The organism is Halomonas sp. AOP43-D1-4 (assembly GCF_052446175.1).
Classification (GTDB): Bacteria; Pseudomonadota; Gammaproteobacteria; order Pseudomonadales; family Halomonadaceae; genus Vreelandella; species Vreelandella citrativorans.
The window spans coordinates 23,990-42,814 of the sequence record NZ_JBQSVY010000015.1 but is presented as its reverse complement, the minus strand read 5'-3'; the positions used below and the strand labels follow the sequence as shown (position 1 = coordinate 42,814).

5 protein-coding genes and 2 pseudogenes are annotated in these 18,825 nt (G+C 55.0%); 2 read left to right on the top strand and 5 right to left on the bottom strand.

Features of this window, described 5'->3' with window-relative positions; genetic code table 11:
- Positions 1 to 36: 36 nt before the first annotated feature.
- Positions 37 to 10,917 carry a non-ribosomal peptide synthetase gene (locus tag ACT3RQ_RS15185; protein WP_192536188.1) on the bottom strand — a complete coding sequence of 3,627 codons (10,881 nt, stop codon included), beginning with the start codon at positions 10,915 to 10,917 and terminating at the stop codon, positions 37 to 39.
- Between the two features lie 94 nt (positions 10,918 to 11,011).
- Entirely contained in the window at positions 11,012 to 14,029 is a 3,018-nt protein-coding gene (locus ACT3RQ_RS15180) for a type I polyketide synthase (protein ID WP_193057319.1), read from the bottom strand.
- 346 nt (positions 14,030 to 14,375) lie between these two features.
- Between ACT3RQ_RS15180 and ACT3RQ_RS15175 the strand changes: the two are divergent.
- Positions 14,376 to 15,395 (top strand): annotated as a pseudogene (locus ACT3RQ_RS15175) (IS110 family transposase).
- A 402-nt stretch (positions 15,396 to 15,797) separates the two neighbouring features.
- On the top strand, positions 15,798 to 16,079 hold the full coding sequence (locus ACT3RQ_RS15170) for a hypothetical protein (RefSeq protein WP_192536182.1): 282 nt from the start codon (positions 15,798 to 15,800) through the stop codon (positions 16,077 to 16,079).
- A 294-nt stretch (positions 16,080 to 16,373) separates the two neighbouring features.
- Here the strand turns inward: ACT3RQ_RS15170 and ACT3RQ_RS15165 are convergent.
- The 3 genes and pseudogenes from ACT3RQ_RS15165 to ACT3RQ_RS15155 form a co-directional block, all read right to left on the bottom strand.
- Positions 16,374 to 17,069: pseudogene (locus ACT3RQ_RS15165) on the bottom strand (IS3 family transposase); the annotation flags it as partial.
- A gap of 5 nt (positions 17,070 to 17,074) precedes the next feature.
- Positions 17,075 to 17,203, bottom strand: coding sequence for a hypothetical protein (locus ACT3RQ_RS15160; RefSeq protein WP_263974040.1), 129 nt, complete (start codon positions 17,201 to 17,203; stop codon positions 17,075 to 17,077).
- A 12-nt stretch (positions 17,204 to 17,215) separates the two neighbouring features.
- Positions 17,216 to 18,493, bottom strand: a complete 1,278-nt coding sequence (locus ACT3RQ_RS15155; protein ID WP_192536180.1) for a hypothetical protein — start codon at positions 18,491 to 18,493, stop codon at positions 17,216 to 17,218.
- Positions 18,494 to 18,825: the final 332 nt, after the last annotated feature.

Sequence of the window (18,825 nt, the reverse complement as noted above, 5' to 3'; positions counted from 1 at the left end):
ATTCATAAACGATAAGGGGCTCTGGCCTCGACAAAATCATTGTCCTCGCTTTGGCGTCTTTACGCTCGAACGTGCTGTCCGACGCCGGCGCACATCTGATTTTCTGGCAGACAACGTCACGGTTTGCATGTCTGACTCGCCCTGCGCCATATATTGGGTAAGTCGCGTCACTGTGGGGTATTGGAGCAGCACTGCCACATCCAATGTTATTTGCCCTCGTTCCCTCAAATGACGTTGTATTTGCACCAAAGAAATCGACGTCGCACCCAAATCGAAAAAATGGTCATCCGCCTGAACTTTTTCCAAACTAAGTACAGCTTTAAGGGCGTTTTCGATTCTTTCCCTGCATTCGCTAATCGACAGTATCGGAGACTTGTCACCTAACGATGGCGATACCGTCACGCCTGGAAGGGCGGCCAGACCCTCGATACCGATGAAGAAATCGTCGTTCGTTCCCGCAAGACGCCAATGGTGCAACCGTGCCTGTTCAGGTTCAAGCAAATGCAATCCGTGAGAGGCAAGCTGGCCCGCGTCCAGACCGTTGCGTGACATGCCCACACCTCGCCATGCACTCCATCCCAGCCAGCAAACCTGCTCCCCCTCCGCTCGCATCGAATGCGCCATATCAAGCAATGCGCCATTCGCATAGGCATAGGCACCCGAGAGAGGGAAACCGCAAGCGGCAACCACAGACCCGTAAAGCACCCACTGAGCTGGCGCCGATTTCTGGCTCATTTTCAGTGCCTTCCTCAAAACCTCCAGTCCCTCTACCTTGGCGCGCATGGTGCGAATCAACGCATTGTCTTCCAGTTGCGAAGACAGCCCCGTTTCCATAGTTCCCGCCAAATGACAAATAACATCGAATGTCGTACCTTCAGGCAGCGCCTCCTCAAGTCGCTGCGAGGTTTGCCTGACCATGCTCAGGTCATCTCGGATCCAGTGCATTTGCGCTTGAGGCTGCCCGTCGTCCAGCCATGGCGGGGCATCCGAACGGCCCAACAGCCATACCGTGGCGCCGCGCTCAACGTAGTCTTGCGCTAATAGCCACGCTAGCGCGCCACCACCACCGGTAATGAGAACGTTTTGCGGTTGTGTTGCTGTTATCTGGACGGCAGCCGCCTCACCCAGTGTCAGGCACGCCCAGCCTTCGGTAGTCTGTCGAAACCAACCCGCTTGTACTGGCCATTCAGAAGCCGCATCCGCAGCGGATGAACGTTGTATCATTTGCACTTTCCAACCGGGATTCTCCGCGCAGTAGGAGTTCAGCAGTCCGAACAGTCCCCAGTAGTGGCCTTGCGGCTTTTCGGACAACATCACCCTGAGCAGTCGGGTCGGGGTAGGAGAATGCACCCCAGATGTCGCGGCAAATTGACGGGATAGGTCGCGCAGACATCCAGGGAGTTGCTGCATATCAAACGATGCGTCCGCCTCCCAAACCACAATGTCTGCATACTGCATTTCGTCGGGCTGCTTAGGCGGCGTCCATGTCTGCCAGTACGCTTGCCGTAAGGGCACTGCTTGACCGGAATCCTGATAACGCGGCAACGCATTCTGAAGTAATTTTTGTGCCATCTGGACCCGCTGGATTTTCCCACTGGTCGTTTTCTGGAAACCGTGTCGCGCAAGAGCCACGATTTTTTTCGGCACCAGACCAGTCTCGCGCACCAGTATATCTCGAATACGATCATCAATTGCCCGCGTACTGGTTGTACCCTCCACCGGAACATAGCAGATCGCCACCGCTTCCTGGTCGACATCACGCCAGCTTAATGCAGCAACATATGTAGGCATGATGCCTGTTACGCTTTGCACCTTCTCTTCCAGATCGAAGCAAAAGTAATTGATACCATTGACGATGAGCACTTCCTTTTCCCGTCCGGTCAAATACAGACAGCCGTTGGCTATAAAGCCATTGTCCCCCGTATCAAACCAGCCGTCATGGGTGTACGCACTGTCATTGATTTCTCGTGCGTTGTGATAGCCTCGCATGAGCGACAAGCCTTTTAGCTGAAATTTTCCAACCTGGTATTCACGCAGCAACTGACAGTTGTCGTCTATGATCCGAATATCCATACCAGGTATGACCTTGCCCAGAGAGGCAAAACTGCTGGCGCCTACCTGCATACCGTTTCCAGCCAGGGACAGGCTATCAGAACGGACTTCGTGTTCCTGGGGCGTAGCGTAAGTAATACAAGTACAACATTCGGCCATTCCGAAGCTGGCCACCAAGCCCTCTGGCGCAAGACCAAAACGACCCGCGCTCCGGCGAAACGCATCCTGAGTCGCTTGCGTTACCATCTCACCCGCATTCAGCAACTCGCGTACATGTCCAAGATCAACGGATGAGTCAGAATCAACGGCATCCAGCGCTTGGACAGCCAAATGAAATGCGAAATTCGGCGCCCATCCATGCGTCACCTTCAAGTCAGACATGAGCTGCATCCAGCGCAAGGGCTGCTGCAAGATATAGCCGGTGTCGACGTGAACCTGATCACGCCCCAGATAAATGTCGCGCAAATGAAAAGTCAGGATAGGCACGATATGATCGAACGGAAGCCAATTCAACGTGCGCTGATCAGCATCGTAATTCCGTGCCTGGCTAGTCATTTCCATATACGCCAGTACTGCCTCGTGTCTTTCTTCAATACATTTGGAGCGTCCCGTACTTCCAGCTGTCAATTGGAAAAACGCTGTTGTTTCAGGCTGAGGGTCAGCCAGCGTCACAGGAGGCGCTTCGCCCAGTTGCCTGGGATCAACAATCCGAAAGCCTGGACATTCTCTCAGTAAGACACGCCATACCTTGGGGTCGCAAGCCGGGGCGATCACGAGTGGATGCGCCAGCGTTTCCCATGTAGCCTCGAGTTTGTCCAGACACGCTTGAGCATCCATGCCGATCGGCGCAGCTACCGTCACGGGAATGGCCCCTAGCAGAATAGCTCCCCACAGCGTTATCAGATAATGGCGTATGCCCCCTGCCACTAGAATGACAGGATCGCCTTCATTGACCCCAGCACGATTCAGTCGGCCAGCATAGTCGCGTGCAAGCCGATCTAAACGGGCATAAGTGAGCACCTCCGTGCCCTGCTCATCAATAATCGTAATACCGTGATCCGGGTACTTTTCGACTGTTCGTGCCAATGCCTGTGGCAGATTGCGCGGACGCGACTCCGGCAACCTAATCGCCCCACCACGCGTCAACGCATAGGGCGCCAACAGTAGATCGCCAACCGTTTTATGCTCCAGCAATGTGTCGCAATAAATTCTCAAAAACCGCTGCATCGTTGCCAGCATGCGCATGATCGTACTTTCGGCGAAGTACGCGCGGGCATACTCAAAGTGAACAACCAGTTTTTCCCCATCGTGCAGCGTCTGCAGATTCAGGGGGAATTTGGTCTCTCCAACCTGAACGGATTCGACCTCGCATTGGACCCCTGGCAGACTGAACCCTGCATAAGGCACATTCTGATGAATGCACAAAACTTCAATTAGCGGATCGCTGCCGCGCTGCAGATTTTGCAGTGCACCGAAGGGAATATCCTGATGCTGCAGTGCCTGTCGCCGCCGTTCGACCACGCCATCGAAAAACACCTGCAAGGGCATTGTGTCATCCACGGCAGTCCTGACCGGCACGGTGTTCGCCAGAAAGCCAACCATTTTCTCCAGTTCCGGGTGCAGATGGCGTGCAGCCAGTACTGTGCCGATCACCAAATCCTGTCGCTTGGTGAGCTCATGCAAAGCCAGCGAAAAGGCGGCCAGGACGACGTCATAAATTTCGTTCGAACGCTGTCTACATATTTCAGGAAGCACCGTAGCCCATTGCTTGTCCAGTGTCTGAACGAGCGTAGCTGATTCGTAAACCGACACGCCGTCAGGCAAGTCCGGTAAGATAGAAAATTCGAGCCTGCCCGGCAATTGGGCCAGATAGTCATGCCAGAATGAAGCCAGCCGTTGCTGTCGTTCGACGTCACCCAGCCAGCTGCGGCGCCATGCCTCATAATCAACCAATTGGAAAGCCATTTCATCGGGTGCACGACCTTCATATAAAATGGCAAGATCCTGCAATAAAACACCCACACTCCAGCCGTCGGCAATTATATGATGCATACTCAGCACGCAGGCATAGCTGTCCTGCTCTGCCTGTAAAAGTGAGACGCGCAGCAGGGGCCCCTGCTCTAAATCAAATGGCTGTGCCGATAGCCGCGCCGCTTCGATCTCGCTTTCCTCTTGCAGATCGCCACTGATGCGCCGATATTCTGGCATCAGCCAAACATCCGGCTCTATTTTGAGCGCGGGTTCGACCAGGCCAGCTTCGTTACGCTGCTCAACAAAGCGATAGCGTAAGGCTTCATGTCGTTTAACCAGCAGATTCAGTGCGACAGAAAACTGCTGCAGATTCAAGCAACCGTGCATTCGCAGTACGAATGTCATGTTGTAGCTGGCTGCATCGGGGCGGCTTTGTTGGTATGTCCACAACCCCAGCTGGTTCTCGCTTAACGGGAATACAGTGGGGCGCTCTACCAGGGGAAGAATATCCGCCGTATTGCTGATATTTTTTTCTACCTGTGCTGACTGGCTGGCGATAGTTGTTGCATTCATCAGTTCACCCATGCTCACATCCGCCTTGAACTCGATGCGCAAGCGGCTAGCCAGTCGAGCGAGCATGAGGGAGTGGCCACCCAGTGTAAAAAAGTTCTGATGTGCACCGATCGGCTGCTCGCGTTGCAACAGCGTGCGCCAGATTTGTTCGATACGCTGCTGCAATGGCGTCAATGCCTGCTGCTCATCCTGTTCGCACTGCAACGCCTGCTGTAACAGCGCCGCCGCCTGACCGCGATCCGGCTTACCCGTACTTAGCCGCGGTAACTGTTGCACCACCTCAATAATTCCCGGCACCATTGGGGCCGGCAGTTGCTGTTGCAACGCAACGCGCACCGCCTGCTGCGTCGCTCCGCCCTGCACTACCACCAGTACACCCAACACCGGCCCGCCGCCTGTGTCTATTACCGCAGACAACGACTGGCGCACGCCGGCCACTCCAGCAACCTGTACATCCAGTCCCTGCAAATCTATCCGGATGCCCCGCAACTTGACCTGCGCATCGCGACGGCCCAGTACTATCAGCTCTCCCCGTGCGTTGCGTATCACCTCATCGCCTGTGTCGAACCAGCGCTCACCTTCATTTTCATAAAACATCGACTCGGCCCGCCGAGCCTTACCCGCATACCCTGGCGAGAGTGCCACCCCCCCAAGCTGCAGCCGGCCAACCAACCCCGGCCACTGCACCAGGCCTTCCTGGCCCACGATCCGTGCCTTAACATTACTCATCAGCTGGCCCACAGGTACCAGCCCGCTGACCACACTCGCGTCCTCCTGTTCTTCATGGCCTACTTCATAGGCTGCCACATCAGCGCTCACTTCTGAGGAACCATACACGTTGACTAGCCGCAATCCGCTGCCCAGGCTTGCCCGCGCCTGGCGCACTAGTGACCAACTCAGTGCCTCGCCGCTGCTGAACACTAGCCGCAGCGACAACGGTGCCACTGCCTGGCCTGCCACTCCATCCTGATCCAGCTGCTCGCACAACGCCTGCAGTAGGCTGGGCGTCACAGTCAAACGATCCACTTGGCCCTCGCGCAAGCGCCATAACAGCCCCGCTGGATCGCGCCGGCGCGCATCACTCGCCACCACCAGCGCCACCCCTTCGAGCAGGTTGCCCAGCAGCTCACCATAAATATCCACGAAACTGACCGAGGTCTTGAGCAGTGCTCGCTCACCCGCCTGCACCCCGTACTGTCGACCCATCCAGTACAGCCGGTTTATAAACCCTCGGACACTACCCTGCACTGCCTTGGGCTGACCCGTCGAACCCGAGGTATACACCCAATACAGCACTTCACTCTCGACACGCCCAGACAACACTTCGCGCTCGGCCAACAAGGCTTGCAACTGTGGCTCCTCCTCGGGCAATGCCACCCAGTTCTGCTGCTCTAGACCCGCCGCCTGCGCCTCGTCCACTTCATTGCTGATAATCCAACGCACACCCGCATCGGCCACCAATTCCACGTGCCGTTGCGACGGATCACCCGGCTCTAACAACAACAGCACTGCACCACTGCGCACCACACCCAGCACCGCCTGCACCAATTGCGGCGAGTGTTCCAGCAACACCGCCACCACTTCGCCCGCGCATACCCCCTGCTGTACTAAGTGTACCGCCAGCGCCTCGGCCCCATCACTTAACTGCTGCCAGCTGACATCTGCCTGATCCTCATCGCCATACACCGCTACCGCCGGGCCCTGACGCTTGACTTGTTGCTGCCACAGTGACCACAGCGTTCCGGCCGGCCACTCCTGCCGATCTCCTTGCCAGACCGACACATCAGCCTGCTTTGCCACTTGCGCCGTTTGCCACCCTATCTGACCCAACTGCCGAGCCGGCTCCACACACAACATTTGACGTAATACCTCGCACAACCCCTGTATCACCGCTTGCGCCAGGCGATCGCCCACCCGCGCCTGCGCGTACGTGGCCACTACCTCCAGACCTTCAGACTGCGGCGAGATCCACACCTCCAGCGCTGTACGATGCGTCACGCCTTCCCGACCATCCAGGCCCTGCGGCTGCAACCGCAGACCTTGCACTTCATATTGCGCCTGATACAATTGCTCATTGCACACAAGGCCCACTTCGAACAGTGGGTGCCGCCCCGGCTCGCGCGGCGGATTCAGCTGTTCCACAACCCGTTCAAACGGCACATGCTGCCATTCAAAGTCCTGCATCACCTGCAATTGCGTGCGCTCCAGCGCCTGACTCAGTGACTCACCCTCATCATATTTAAAACGCAGCACCAACGGGTTCACGAACGTGCCCACCGTGTGTGAGAACGGCGCATACACCCGATTGGCCGCGTACGTCCCGAATGCCACGTCGCCACCTTGGCGCAACCGCCCCAGCACCAGTTGCAGCCCCAGCGCGTATACCGTAAATGCGGTCACACCATGATCTCGCGCCAGCTTTTGCAGCTCCTGCCGCTCCCCTTCACTCAGCTGTTGCGCATACAGCCCGCTGGTCTCATCGCTCGCATGTATATCCATATACGGTAACGCCAGCGGCTGTAGATCGCTCAGACGGCGGCTCCAGTACGACAGTCCCGGCTCTATTTGCTGCGCAAACGCCTCGCTCTGCTCCCAGCGGCTGTAGCGCACGTAATCATGCTCCACTGGCGCCAGTGACTGCCCCGCGTACAGCGCCATCAGCTCCTGCACCAAAACCTCTGTAGCCACACCATCAAGCACCGCATGGTGCACCGTCAGATAAAACACATGTTCCTGCGAGGACAGTCGGATCAGCCCCGCCCGGTATGGTACATGACAGCCTAGATCCAGAGTCGTGCTCGCCTGATCGCGCAGTCTCTGATCCAAACGCTGCTGCCGCTCGGGATCATTGAAGCCTTGCAGATCCTCATACGCCAATTGCACCGCCTCATCGACAAGCTCCACGCACGCCTGACCCGATTTGTCCTGCACAATATACGAGCGCAGGATCGTGTGGCGCTCGATCAACTCAACAAAACTAGCCTCAAAGCGCGAACGCTGAAGTGGGCCATGCAAGGTAAAGCGCAGCGGGATCAGATACTGCGTTCCATGTGGGTCCAGCTGAGATAACATCCACAGACGGCGCTGTGCAAACGATAGCGGGATAGGGTCTGACCTCTCATATACCTGCTCCCAGTATCCTAGGAGAACCCCACCATCTTGCTGCGATATACACTGAGCCATCAATGCCAGTACCGGATGTGTCAGCACCTGACCTATGCGCACATCCACACCCAAACGCTCACGGATCAGCACAACCAATCTGACCGCCAGCAATGAGTCCCCTCCTAGCATGAAGAAGTTATCCTGCGCACTATTCACCTGTACGCCTAGCAACTGCTCCCATAACTGGCCCAGCTCACGCTCGCCCTCTCTGAGCTCGCGCGACTGCGGATGCTGAGTTCGCAGCTGCTTCGCCGTCAGGTCTCGCAATTCCTCCATATCCACCTTGCCATGGCCCGTCAGCGGCAACTGATCCAGTTGTAACCACACCCCCGGTACCATCGCAGATGGCAACTGCGCCGCCGCCTGCTCATGCAGACGCTCGCGCGACTGCGGCTGCTCTCCTGGCTGCAACACCAGCGCCGCCGCCAGCCTTAACTCATACACATACACCAGCGCACGACGTACCTGCGGCCAACCCTCCAGTACCGACTGCACCTCCCCACTCTCGATTCGGTTACCCCGCACCTTGAGCTGACCGTCCGCCCTACCCACAAACTCGATCTGGCCGTCCGGATGGTAATACCCTAGGTCCTGTGTCAGATACAAACGCTCACCCGTCTGCACATCAAATACAAACCGCTCGGCCGTCAGAGCCACATCGTTTACATACCCCCGTGCTAACGAGATCCCGCTACAATACATTTCTCCCGTCACCCAGTCAGGACACGCCTGCATCCGCTCATCCAGGATCCGATAACCGCAATTAGGCAGCGGAACCCCATAGGGCACACTGCGCCACTCATCTGACAGCGGACCGACCGGCGCCGATATATTCCACATCGTCGTCTCCGTGGGACCGCCCACGCTGTACAACCGCGCCTGCGGCGCCGCCAACATCAACCTCTCATATAAACGGCCCGCTACCCAATCTCCACCTACCAGTACTGTTCGCAGACTCTCATACCGCCAATTGCTCACCTGGCCCCATGACAGCAACATCTCTACCGCCGCCGGCACACTCACCCAGCAGTTCAGCGCATACTCATGCACCAACTCACTCCAGCATTGCGGATCCGTGCGTTTGGCTTGCTCTGGCAACACCAGCAATCCACCCGACAGCGGCACGCCCAACACGTCATACACTGACATGTCATGGTGCAATGCCGTCAAACCTAGCGCTCGCACTGGATACGAAAATACAAAGCGCTTCGCACTCTGATCCAGCGCATTGAGCACTCCTGCTTGCTCGATCTGCACCCCCTTTGGCTGACCCGTCGAGCCCGATGTGTACATTACATATACTAGATCCTGACCTGTCGTCTGCCAGCCCGCCAGCTGCTCATCGGCCAGCACCGTAGAGTGGCAATAGCCAGCCTGCCACTCATCAATACGCAGTGTCTCGAACTCTGGCGAGACCTGCGATTGCGTCTGTGCATCCACCAGCACTTGATTGACCCCCGCATCACGTAGAATCGAGTCCAGTCGCGCCTGCGGCTGCGCCAGATCAAGCGGTAGGTAGGCTGCCCCTGAGGCCAGCACCCCATATACTGCCACCAATTGCTGCACTCCTTTGGGCAGCAATACTCCTATTAGCGGCTGCACTTTCCCGTCATTTTTCAATGACGAATCATTCAATAGCTGCAGATAACTACCCAGTTGTGCGCTCTGTGCATGCAGTTGCCCATAAGTTAGGCGCTCGCTACCACACACCGCCACCAGCTGATCATCATCGGCACGCTTGTCCATATTTTCCACGAACTGACGATACACCGGCCGGCTGTCGTACGCCTGCCTCTGATCATTGAGCTTCGCGCGCACCGCCTTCTGTTCGTCAGGCAAATCCACCGCCTGTTGCGACTGCAGCAACGCTTCACAACGCTGCGGTACACACAGACCTTGCAGCAATACGCACCAGGCCGTAAACATCTGCTCTATCACACCCGGATGGAAACGCGAGGCTACGTAATCCCAGTTCACATACAGACCATCGCTCACAAAATAATACTGACAGTCCAACCATACTTGTGGCGTCTGCGTGATCTCCCGCGTCAAACTCCCGAAACGTTCCAGGGTGAATCCGTCAGCAGCCGAGGTGAACACGATCGGCATCGCCATCGTCTCCACACGACCATTCAATCGTGATATTTCTCTTAGAAGTCGCACGCCAGACACACGACTGTGATCAAGCGCCTGCCACAAATCTTCCTGGATCCGCTTGAGCCGATCACCCAGCGTAGCGCCTTGCTGCCGATCCACACTCAGCAACGAGAACGTCGCAAACTCGCCCATCACTGAATTGATCTGCTCATGCACCTGCGGACGGTTAAAGCGTGGTATGTTCAGAGTAAATCGTGGCGTACTGCTCCAGCGCCCCAGCACTTCAGCATACGTGCCTAGTAATAAGCCATTGACCGTCATCCCCAGCGACTGCGCTAGCTCGCGCAACTGCTGCGTCTGCTGCGCATTAAATTGATGCGCCTGACGCTCAAAATGGCCCAACTCCAGTGCAAGCTCACTTCTGACCGGCAACGCCGGCGGACCCGCCAGGTCCGCCACACGTTCACGCCAGTACGCCAGCTCCGACTCATAGGCATCTCCCTGTTCCTGCTGTCGCGACCACAATACATAATCGCGAAACGTCAGCTCCAGCGGCGCCAGTTCAGTCTCAGGAACGTGGTAAAGCTGATCGAGCTCAGTCAACAATATATCCAGACTGCGGCCATCTATGCACCAGCTATCCAGGCTGAACGCAACATGCCCTCCCCCCTGATCCAGCACCATACGAATTTCAAATTGCGGCCATGTTGCAATGTCGGCGCGCCGGTGAGACAGCTCGTGACGCATGGACTCCAGCTCGGATTCCCGCCGATGTGTCGGCATATCTGAGACATTGACGCAGGCAATGTCGTAGGCAGGCACCGACTCGAGAACTTGCTGCATCCCGTCAGGCAAGGCAATCACACGAAGCATGTCATGGCGTTGGAGCAACGTGTCCCAGGCTTGGCGGAATCGAACGGGATCCAACTGCTCGACACGGTACTCCAAGTAGATATGCATGGCTGCATCAGCAAGCGCTTCCTGTCGCCCTATCCAGTATGCCTGCTGCATATCCGTCATCGGGAAGGGCTCGTAGCGAGCGGAAGACACGGGCGTCATAAGCGCATCAGGTGCAACTTGCCGGCTTTCGTGGCTTTTCTTTTGGGATTTCTGTATCCGTGACAGAAGATCTTTGTTACCTGCAATGCCTCGCTTACTCATCAGTCGTCTCGCCCATCAGCCGTTCACATACAATTTCATTTAATTTGCGAGGAGTTCTGGACCCCATGAATTCAGACATGCTGATTGAAACACCCAGATCGCGTTTAACTGCTTCCTGGATCTGGATCGCGGTCAGTGATGTGCCGCCGTAAGAAAAAAAATCATCATCCGGAACTGCGCTGGGCAACCCAAGATACGTTTCCCAATACGAAACGAACAATGCCAGCAGTTGAGCCGAATCATCTTCGTTCAACTCTAGCACCTCTTCTTGCTCGTCAAGACCATTCGGTGCTGCCTGCGACAGTCCTGTTGCCGCAGTGACGGCCCCTCCAGCGCGTTCGGGCGTTGGTCCAATTGCTCCAGGCGCCCTGTTCTCGCCCTGCGTCTGTTTGGCATTGCTGGGACGATTGATCCATAAAGAATGTTTGCGAAACGGATAGCCCGGCAATACCACCTTGCTGACAGACTCGGGAAACAACGCTGTAGCCTCGGGCACCAATCCATTACCATATGCACTTGCGAGCGCCTCCAGGAAGTCCAAGTGTTCGGAGCGAGCCTGGCTGCACGATGGAATCGCCAGCAACTGCGACTTACGAACCAACCCACTCACCAGCGAGTGCGGGGAAATTTCAATTGCCATTGTCAGATGGTGAGCTGCTGTCGCCGCGGCAAGAGCCTCTGAGAACAAGGTTGGCGAAAGCAAATGCCTGGCCCAGTATGCAATATCGGTCGCATCCTCCAGACGCTGGCCGCTTAATGTGCTATATACAGGTATGGTCAATTTCTCGCCACGTAAACGGGGCGCACGCTGTACAAGGTAATCAGCTGCCTTCCGAACCATGGGTGAATGAAAGGCATGTGTCACATTCAACGGATACGTGCCTACACCCGCCTCCTGGCAACGCTGCATGAACGCGTCCAGCGCAGCCTGTGCACCCGCCACAACCTGCACATCCGTCGCATTGTGGGCAGCAACTACTAGCCCTTGCTCCAGCGAAGGCATACTGTCGAGTTCGCTGAACACAACAAGCATACTTCCCTGTTCACCGTCTATTGACTCGAATGCTAGACCCCGCAAGCGAACCAGTTGCAGTGCGCTATCCAGCGTCAAACCACCAGCCACACACACGGCCGCGATCTCACCAATACTGTGACCGAGCACACACTCTGGCATCAGCCCCACGGCACGCCAAAGTTGTGCCAATGCATATTGATAAATAAACAAGGCTGGCTGCAAAACGGCCGGACGATGCAAAGACCAATCGTTGTCATGCAACGGCCATATCAAACAGGCCTGTTCATCACCAAGCAACATCCGGCATTCGTCGACAGCGTCACGAAACGGTGCATAACGCCGATACAATTGCCGACCCATCTCCGGAGACAGCATCTCGCCCTGCCCACCAAAAACCCAGCCTACTCGGGTTTCATCCGCTGATCTGCTTACTGTCAGTGCATTCAAATCTGGCGTCTCACCAGCTCTGAGGACCAAGGCCGTTCGATATCGCAAATGCTCCCGGGTGATTAGAGAAGTCAACGATATGTTTGCATCGCCATGCGCCTGCCGATAAGGCAACCAACTCTCTATCAATGGTTTTATCTGTTCCGGTGAAGCAGCCGACGCGAACAAAATCTCTGGGTCTATGCCCTGCTTTTGCTGCGGCATTGATGCAGCGGCTGAAAGATGTTCCTCGACCACTAAATGTACATTCGTACCGCCGAACCCGAATGAACTGATACCTGCACGATGAGGGGAGTTCCCTTCCCGAGGCCAGGGCAGTTGTGCTGTATTGATTTCGAATGCGCGATTGTCCAGCTCTATGTATGGATTGAGCGAACGGAAATTGGCCATGGGAGGAATGGTATGATGGCGAATTGCCAATATAACCTTGACCAAACCAGCCAGCCCTGCGCACGCATTCAAATGACCGATATTTGCTTTAACTGATCCAAGCCGGCAAGGATGTTTTCGATCACGCACCTCTCCCCAGGCCAGTTTAAGGGCAGATAATTCGACGGGATCACCCAACCGGGTGCCCGTGCCATGCAATTCCAGATAGTCGATATCGTCAGGCTTGAGCTCCGCCTGAGCCAGCGCCATACGAATTGCCCTAGCTTGCCCTTCGACTCCGGGCGCCATGAAATCCTGTTTGCTCAGACCATCGTTGTTGATACCCACTCCAGCAATCACAGCATGAATCTGATCGCCGGCTTCAATAGCATCTTCATAACGCTTCAAAACCAGCGAAACGACACCGCTGCCATCAAGGGTTCCACTGGCGTCTGCATCCAGCGGCCTGCAGTATCCGTCAGAGGACAGAATATTATTTTCCTGATATAGATATCCGCGCCCCTGGTTCAGGATCAGGCCACTTACGCTGACCAGCGCCATATCACAATAATGCGTCAGCAGGTTCTGGCATGCGACGGCAACGGCAGACAAGCCCGTAGAACATGCTGTTTGTATATTAAGCGCAGGCCCGGTAAAGCCGATTTTGTATGCCAGCCAATTACCTACGAAGTCGCATCCGTTGGCAGTTTCTACCTCCAACTGTTGTGACAGCGTGGTGGACTGCGTATCTTGCATAATATGTGGGATCACGTTCTCATGATAATAGTGAGGCGGATTTTTCCCTGCAAACACACCCACCGAGCACCGATCGGCAATCTGCCGCGGCGCATAACCGGCATGTTCAAATGCACGCCAGGATGACTCCAGCATCAATCGGTTCTGGGGGTCCATATACCGGGCCTGCCTTTCATTGAAGCCGAAAAATTTATAATCGAAGGCGTCAATATCTGCGAACGGCATGCCTTTGGCAACGTAGTTCTTATCATCTATCAGTTGCGGGTTTTCTCCAGCCTCAAGCAAGGCGTCCCGTGAATAATCCACTGTTGCCGATTTTCCGGAAATGATCAGCTCCCACAGTTGGTCCAGATTCTCACATCCAGGAAACCGCCCATCTATTCCTACAATGGCAAGAGCGTCCTCGCGGTTCAAATGTTCCATCTTATCCCCTGGTTCATTGCAACTATTTGACTGAGATTCGGGCCCCGATCTTGCTCCTCATCTTGCGAGCGATTCTTGCTGAGAGCGCTTATCACCTAAATGTTAATACTAACAATAGATCAAATACGACTCATTCTCAAATATGTTTATAAAAATAATACTCCCTCTGTCAGCCTAGACATTATGAATTAACCTACCCTCATCAACGTCGTGGGTTGCGTTGATTATGAGGCAACACCATAGAGCCACTAACTATTGAGAGAGGCAGGTCATGAAACAGTCTAGTCTAACTCAGCCTTCCATTGTTCAGTCCGCCACTGCTGACCGGCTCAACACCGCCAGCAACATCCATGCCGCCTACACTGGTCTAGATGTATACCAGGAGAGTATATCTGTAGCCATCGCCGAACCAGGCCGTCAGGATCCAGAGTTCCGCGGTGAGATTTCCAACAAGCCCAAGTCCATAGATAAGTTGCTCTGTCAGTTGAGCCAACGCTTCGAGGAGCAGCCATTACTGTTCAGTTACGAGGCCGACCCTTGTGGCTATGGTATCTATCGCCAAATACGAGACAGTGGCCATGACGCTGAGGTCGTCCCCCATCTTTGATCCCCCAGCGAGCAGGAGATCGCGTCAAGACAGACCGGCGCGATGCGAAAATGTTGGCACGCCTGTCTCGCTCTGGCGAACTTACCCCAGTATGGGTCCCCCCATGAGCAAGAGGTGATTCGAGACCTAACGCGGGCTCGTGAAGACATAAAGGCCATCGAACTCAAGGCTCGACAACGCTTAGGCGCTTTTTTGCTACGGCATGGCAAGATCTACGGCGGCAAGGGCAAATGGGGCCTGCTCATTTTCGTTGGTTAGAGACGATCCGTTTTAATACGCACATTCAGCAAATCGTGTTTGCCGAGTACATCGATACCGTGAAGGACGCTCAGCGCCGTGTAGCCAGTCTTGAGAAGCAAATGGAGGAAGCTAACAAACTGGTCTCTGGCTCTTGTGGTGAAGGCGCTGATGGCGATGCGCGGCGTAAGCCTGATCACGGCAATGACAGTCCTCGCCGAACTCGGTGATATCAGTCGTTTCGACTCGCCTCGTCAGTTGATGGCCTATTTTGGTCTCATGCCCAGCGAGCAGGCAGTCGACCATCACCAAGACCGGCAACGGGCATGTAAGACGCGTGCTGGTAGAGGCTGCTTAGAGCTATCGCTTCCCAGCACGTAAGACGCGAACGATTCAGCGGCGGGCGGAGATAACCTCGCCAGCGGTTCAAGCCATCGCTTGGGAGGCCCAGAAACGCCTGTGCGGTCGTTACCGCCGACTACAGGCAAGGTGAAGCAACAGGTCGTCACGGCAGTAGCATGAGAGCTGGTTGGCTTCTTGTGGGCGATTGTTTGCGAAGCGATGAGCAAGCCACATGGAAGCCGGGCAACTGTATGACAAGTGTGCTCCAGTGCCTATGTATCAGGGAGCGTCGGGCCGGTGGGAGAACTCAGAGCAACTATGAGACCCCTACCTTCCGGAGTGGGGTGACCCTCACGCCTAGACCAGGGTGGCTCCGCGACGAAGTGATGACAGGTCGGTACCCAACCCACGAATACCAGAAAGATCCACCGTCGCTGATAGCCCTTTGCTTCCTGACCCATAGGCATTGATGACAACTGAATGAATTAGAGAGAACCGAACACTTGATAGGTCAATCCATACCAGTTGTCCGGTTGGCGATATCGCCTAAATCTAATCCAGAAGGAGCGGCATGGAGTCCTTGTGCCACGTTATTCTGCAGAGCGTAAATCAGCCGTCCTGAAGAAGTTGTTACCACCCCATAATCACAGGGCGGCATCGGTAGCGACAGAGGAAGGCATCTCTGACGCGACGCTGTATAAACAGTGTCGAGTAAAAGGAGTGCCTGTGCCGGGTTACACCCAAGGCGACAGCGAATGGTCGCCCGACGCCAAGCTAGCCGTGGTCATCGAAACCGCCACCCTGTCAGAAACAGAGTTTGGTGCTTACTGCCGCGAAAAAGGCCTTTATCCCGAGCAAATCTAGCAGTGGAAAGCGGCTTGTCTCGAAGGCGCTGGCCAACAAGAAGACCCGAACGGCGGCGAGGTGCCAAACGAAAATGCCTTGAGTACCGCAAAGCAGTTTATGAAAGCGCTAAGTGCCGGCATCCAGAGCGCTGGTCGGGCAACACCCGAAACTGGGAGGCACCTGGTTCAGTATCGCTCAACCCTAGCAAGCTGCAGGAAGTTGAGCGTAATAAACAGACTGCTTAGAGGCAGCCATTTGGACAACTGGGTTGAAAATCACCGATACGATGTTCACAAGTATAGTAGACTGAGTGTCCCAGCAATTTCCACGCCGACTCAGGCTCTGTTTTATCTGGCATTTCCAGAGCGCCTGACGGAACCTGCGGCTCGTATAATGGCTGCCCTGGTCGCTTGGAACATAATGCCTTTGGGTCGCCCTCGACTTTCATAGGCCATTTTTAATGCACTGCTAGTGAGCTCGCTATCCGGCGACAACGACATCGCCCAGCCAATCGGTTTTCTAGTAAATAAGTCAATGACAACGGCTAGATAAGCCCAGCGATTGCCGACCCAGAGATACATGACATCGCCACACCAAACGCGATTGGGCGCCACAACGTTAAACTGACGCTCTAAGTGGTTCGGTACGTCAACATGTTCATCACCTGTTTGCTTGTAGGTGTGCCCAGGCACTTGGCAGCTAACCAGGCCAAGCTTTTCCATCAAGCGGCCAGCGCGATAGCGACTTAACGGCACATCCTGCCTTGTCGCCATCTCTGCAATGCTGCGAGCACCTGCAGAGCCTTCACTCTCGCGAAAGAGCTCTCTGACCTTGGCTATTTCCTTGGCCTTCGTGGCACACGCAGGCCTTTTTGAACGTTGTACCCAGTATTTAAAGCTACTGCGATGCACGCCAGACACGTCACACAGTTTTTTTCACTGGGTAGCTCGTCTTGAGTTTCTCGATCAGCGAGAAGTGTTCAAGGAGTCCGACATCAAGAGAGCGGTGCCTCATTAACTATTTCCAGCGTCCAGGCTGGCTATCTCTGTTTCCAAACGATAGATGCCCACCGTGAATGTATGGCCTTCCACTTCCAATCTTTCGTTGAGCGGGCTATCGACCAGGTTCGGCTCATCTTGCATCACGGCTACTCCTTAGACCTTCGTTTTCTGGATGGCGGCTCGAACGTAACGACGCTCGCCGATAATGTTCGAGCGCTTGTGTGACGCCTTCATCTCTCGGACTAGAGACGCTGACGCAAACATACGCGCTTCCACATCAATGACGCGCTTGCCTCGCTTCTTCTCGACAAACTCAACGTGTGAAAGCAGCCCTTCTGCCTCGATCCTTTGTATATGCTCACGGAACTTACGGCGCGCATGATACGGGCTCTTGTAATTCAGAAGCCCTGTCGTCTCCTGTAAAGACGACAATTTGAGCGAGTAAGGTGTCTGCTCAGAAATATTACGGCCATTGAGCAACAACAACTTGATGATGGCATGACCGACGTGCGTTTTAACTTGAGCAACACGAAACACGTTGTACTGCTGATACAGGCCCGCATGAATGCCCAGGCTGATAATTGGGTGAAACCTTGCCGTCCAGAAACCGTTTCGATCATGGGCATCAAACCCATTCTGCTCAAATGACACAAGCTCAGGAAGAATCGCCCCTCGCGCATTGATCCCCCCTTTTGAGGTCGACCGAACAGACAGATTGCACTTGTTCAATACTTCCAAAGAGCGCATCAGGGCTGGGTAGCTACGCCCCCTCCCCCAATGCTTGAGCTGTTGGATTAGTTGGTTAATCGTGAAATACACCCCATAACTCGGCAATGCGGCATGGCCTTTCGCCGGTTTATGGGATATGTCCGCCGGTTGAAGGATATCGCCGTTATCCATTGCTAGCTTGACCAGCGCCAGCTCCACAAGCTCATCGGTATTATCGGGGTAGCAAAAGATGGTCTGCTGAACGCCGTTGGCTTCTGTCCGGATTTGTGCCGGTGTCATCTCAAGGGTGTAATGCTCGCCGCTGTCTTCAAACGAATAGTTGACGATCCCCATTTCCTTCGCGTCAGGGCTGTTATTGATCCCCTGGATATCGCTGCAGTTGTAACGGGGTATTCGCTCCCAAAACTGCATCAGGTTGGACACATTGGCGCGTTCTTCCGGCGTGTTTGTCAGCGTCGACTGGAAATCACGAAGGGACTGCCCTTCAGGCGTCAGTGCTGCGTCAGGCAGAACATCCGGCTCGGCCAGTTTGAGTGTCGGTACATTGGCAACGTCTTCAGCCTGCCCACTTTCCGGCATGATCGAATCAAGATCGAGCGACAGGTTCGTCGGCGGTGCGTCCGATTGATCGGCTTTACTTGTTTTTGATTTGCGCAGGTCGCTAGTGACCTTCTCCCAGTCCGTGCGAGGATGCTGTGCCATGTCCATTCTCTGATTCGGTGAGTACGGCTTTATGGAACTGAGTGTAGCGAAGCGAAGCTGCTCCTTCTATGTACGCTCTGTACACATTCAGCACTTTTTTGTCGCACCCTGCTTCTAAGTACGCTCTGTACAAGTTTTTAACGTGAGAACACCTGTATATTCTATGTACGCTCTGTACACATTCTACAGCGTGAAGCGTCTCGCGGGGACATAGCTTCTTTCTGATTGGAGTCTCCAGAGCAAACCATCGGGTTCTATGTACGATCTGTACATGTTTCTATGTACGACCTGTAAATCTTCTGAGTTATCCACAGATTTTGGGGGTAACTCAG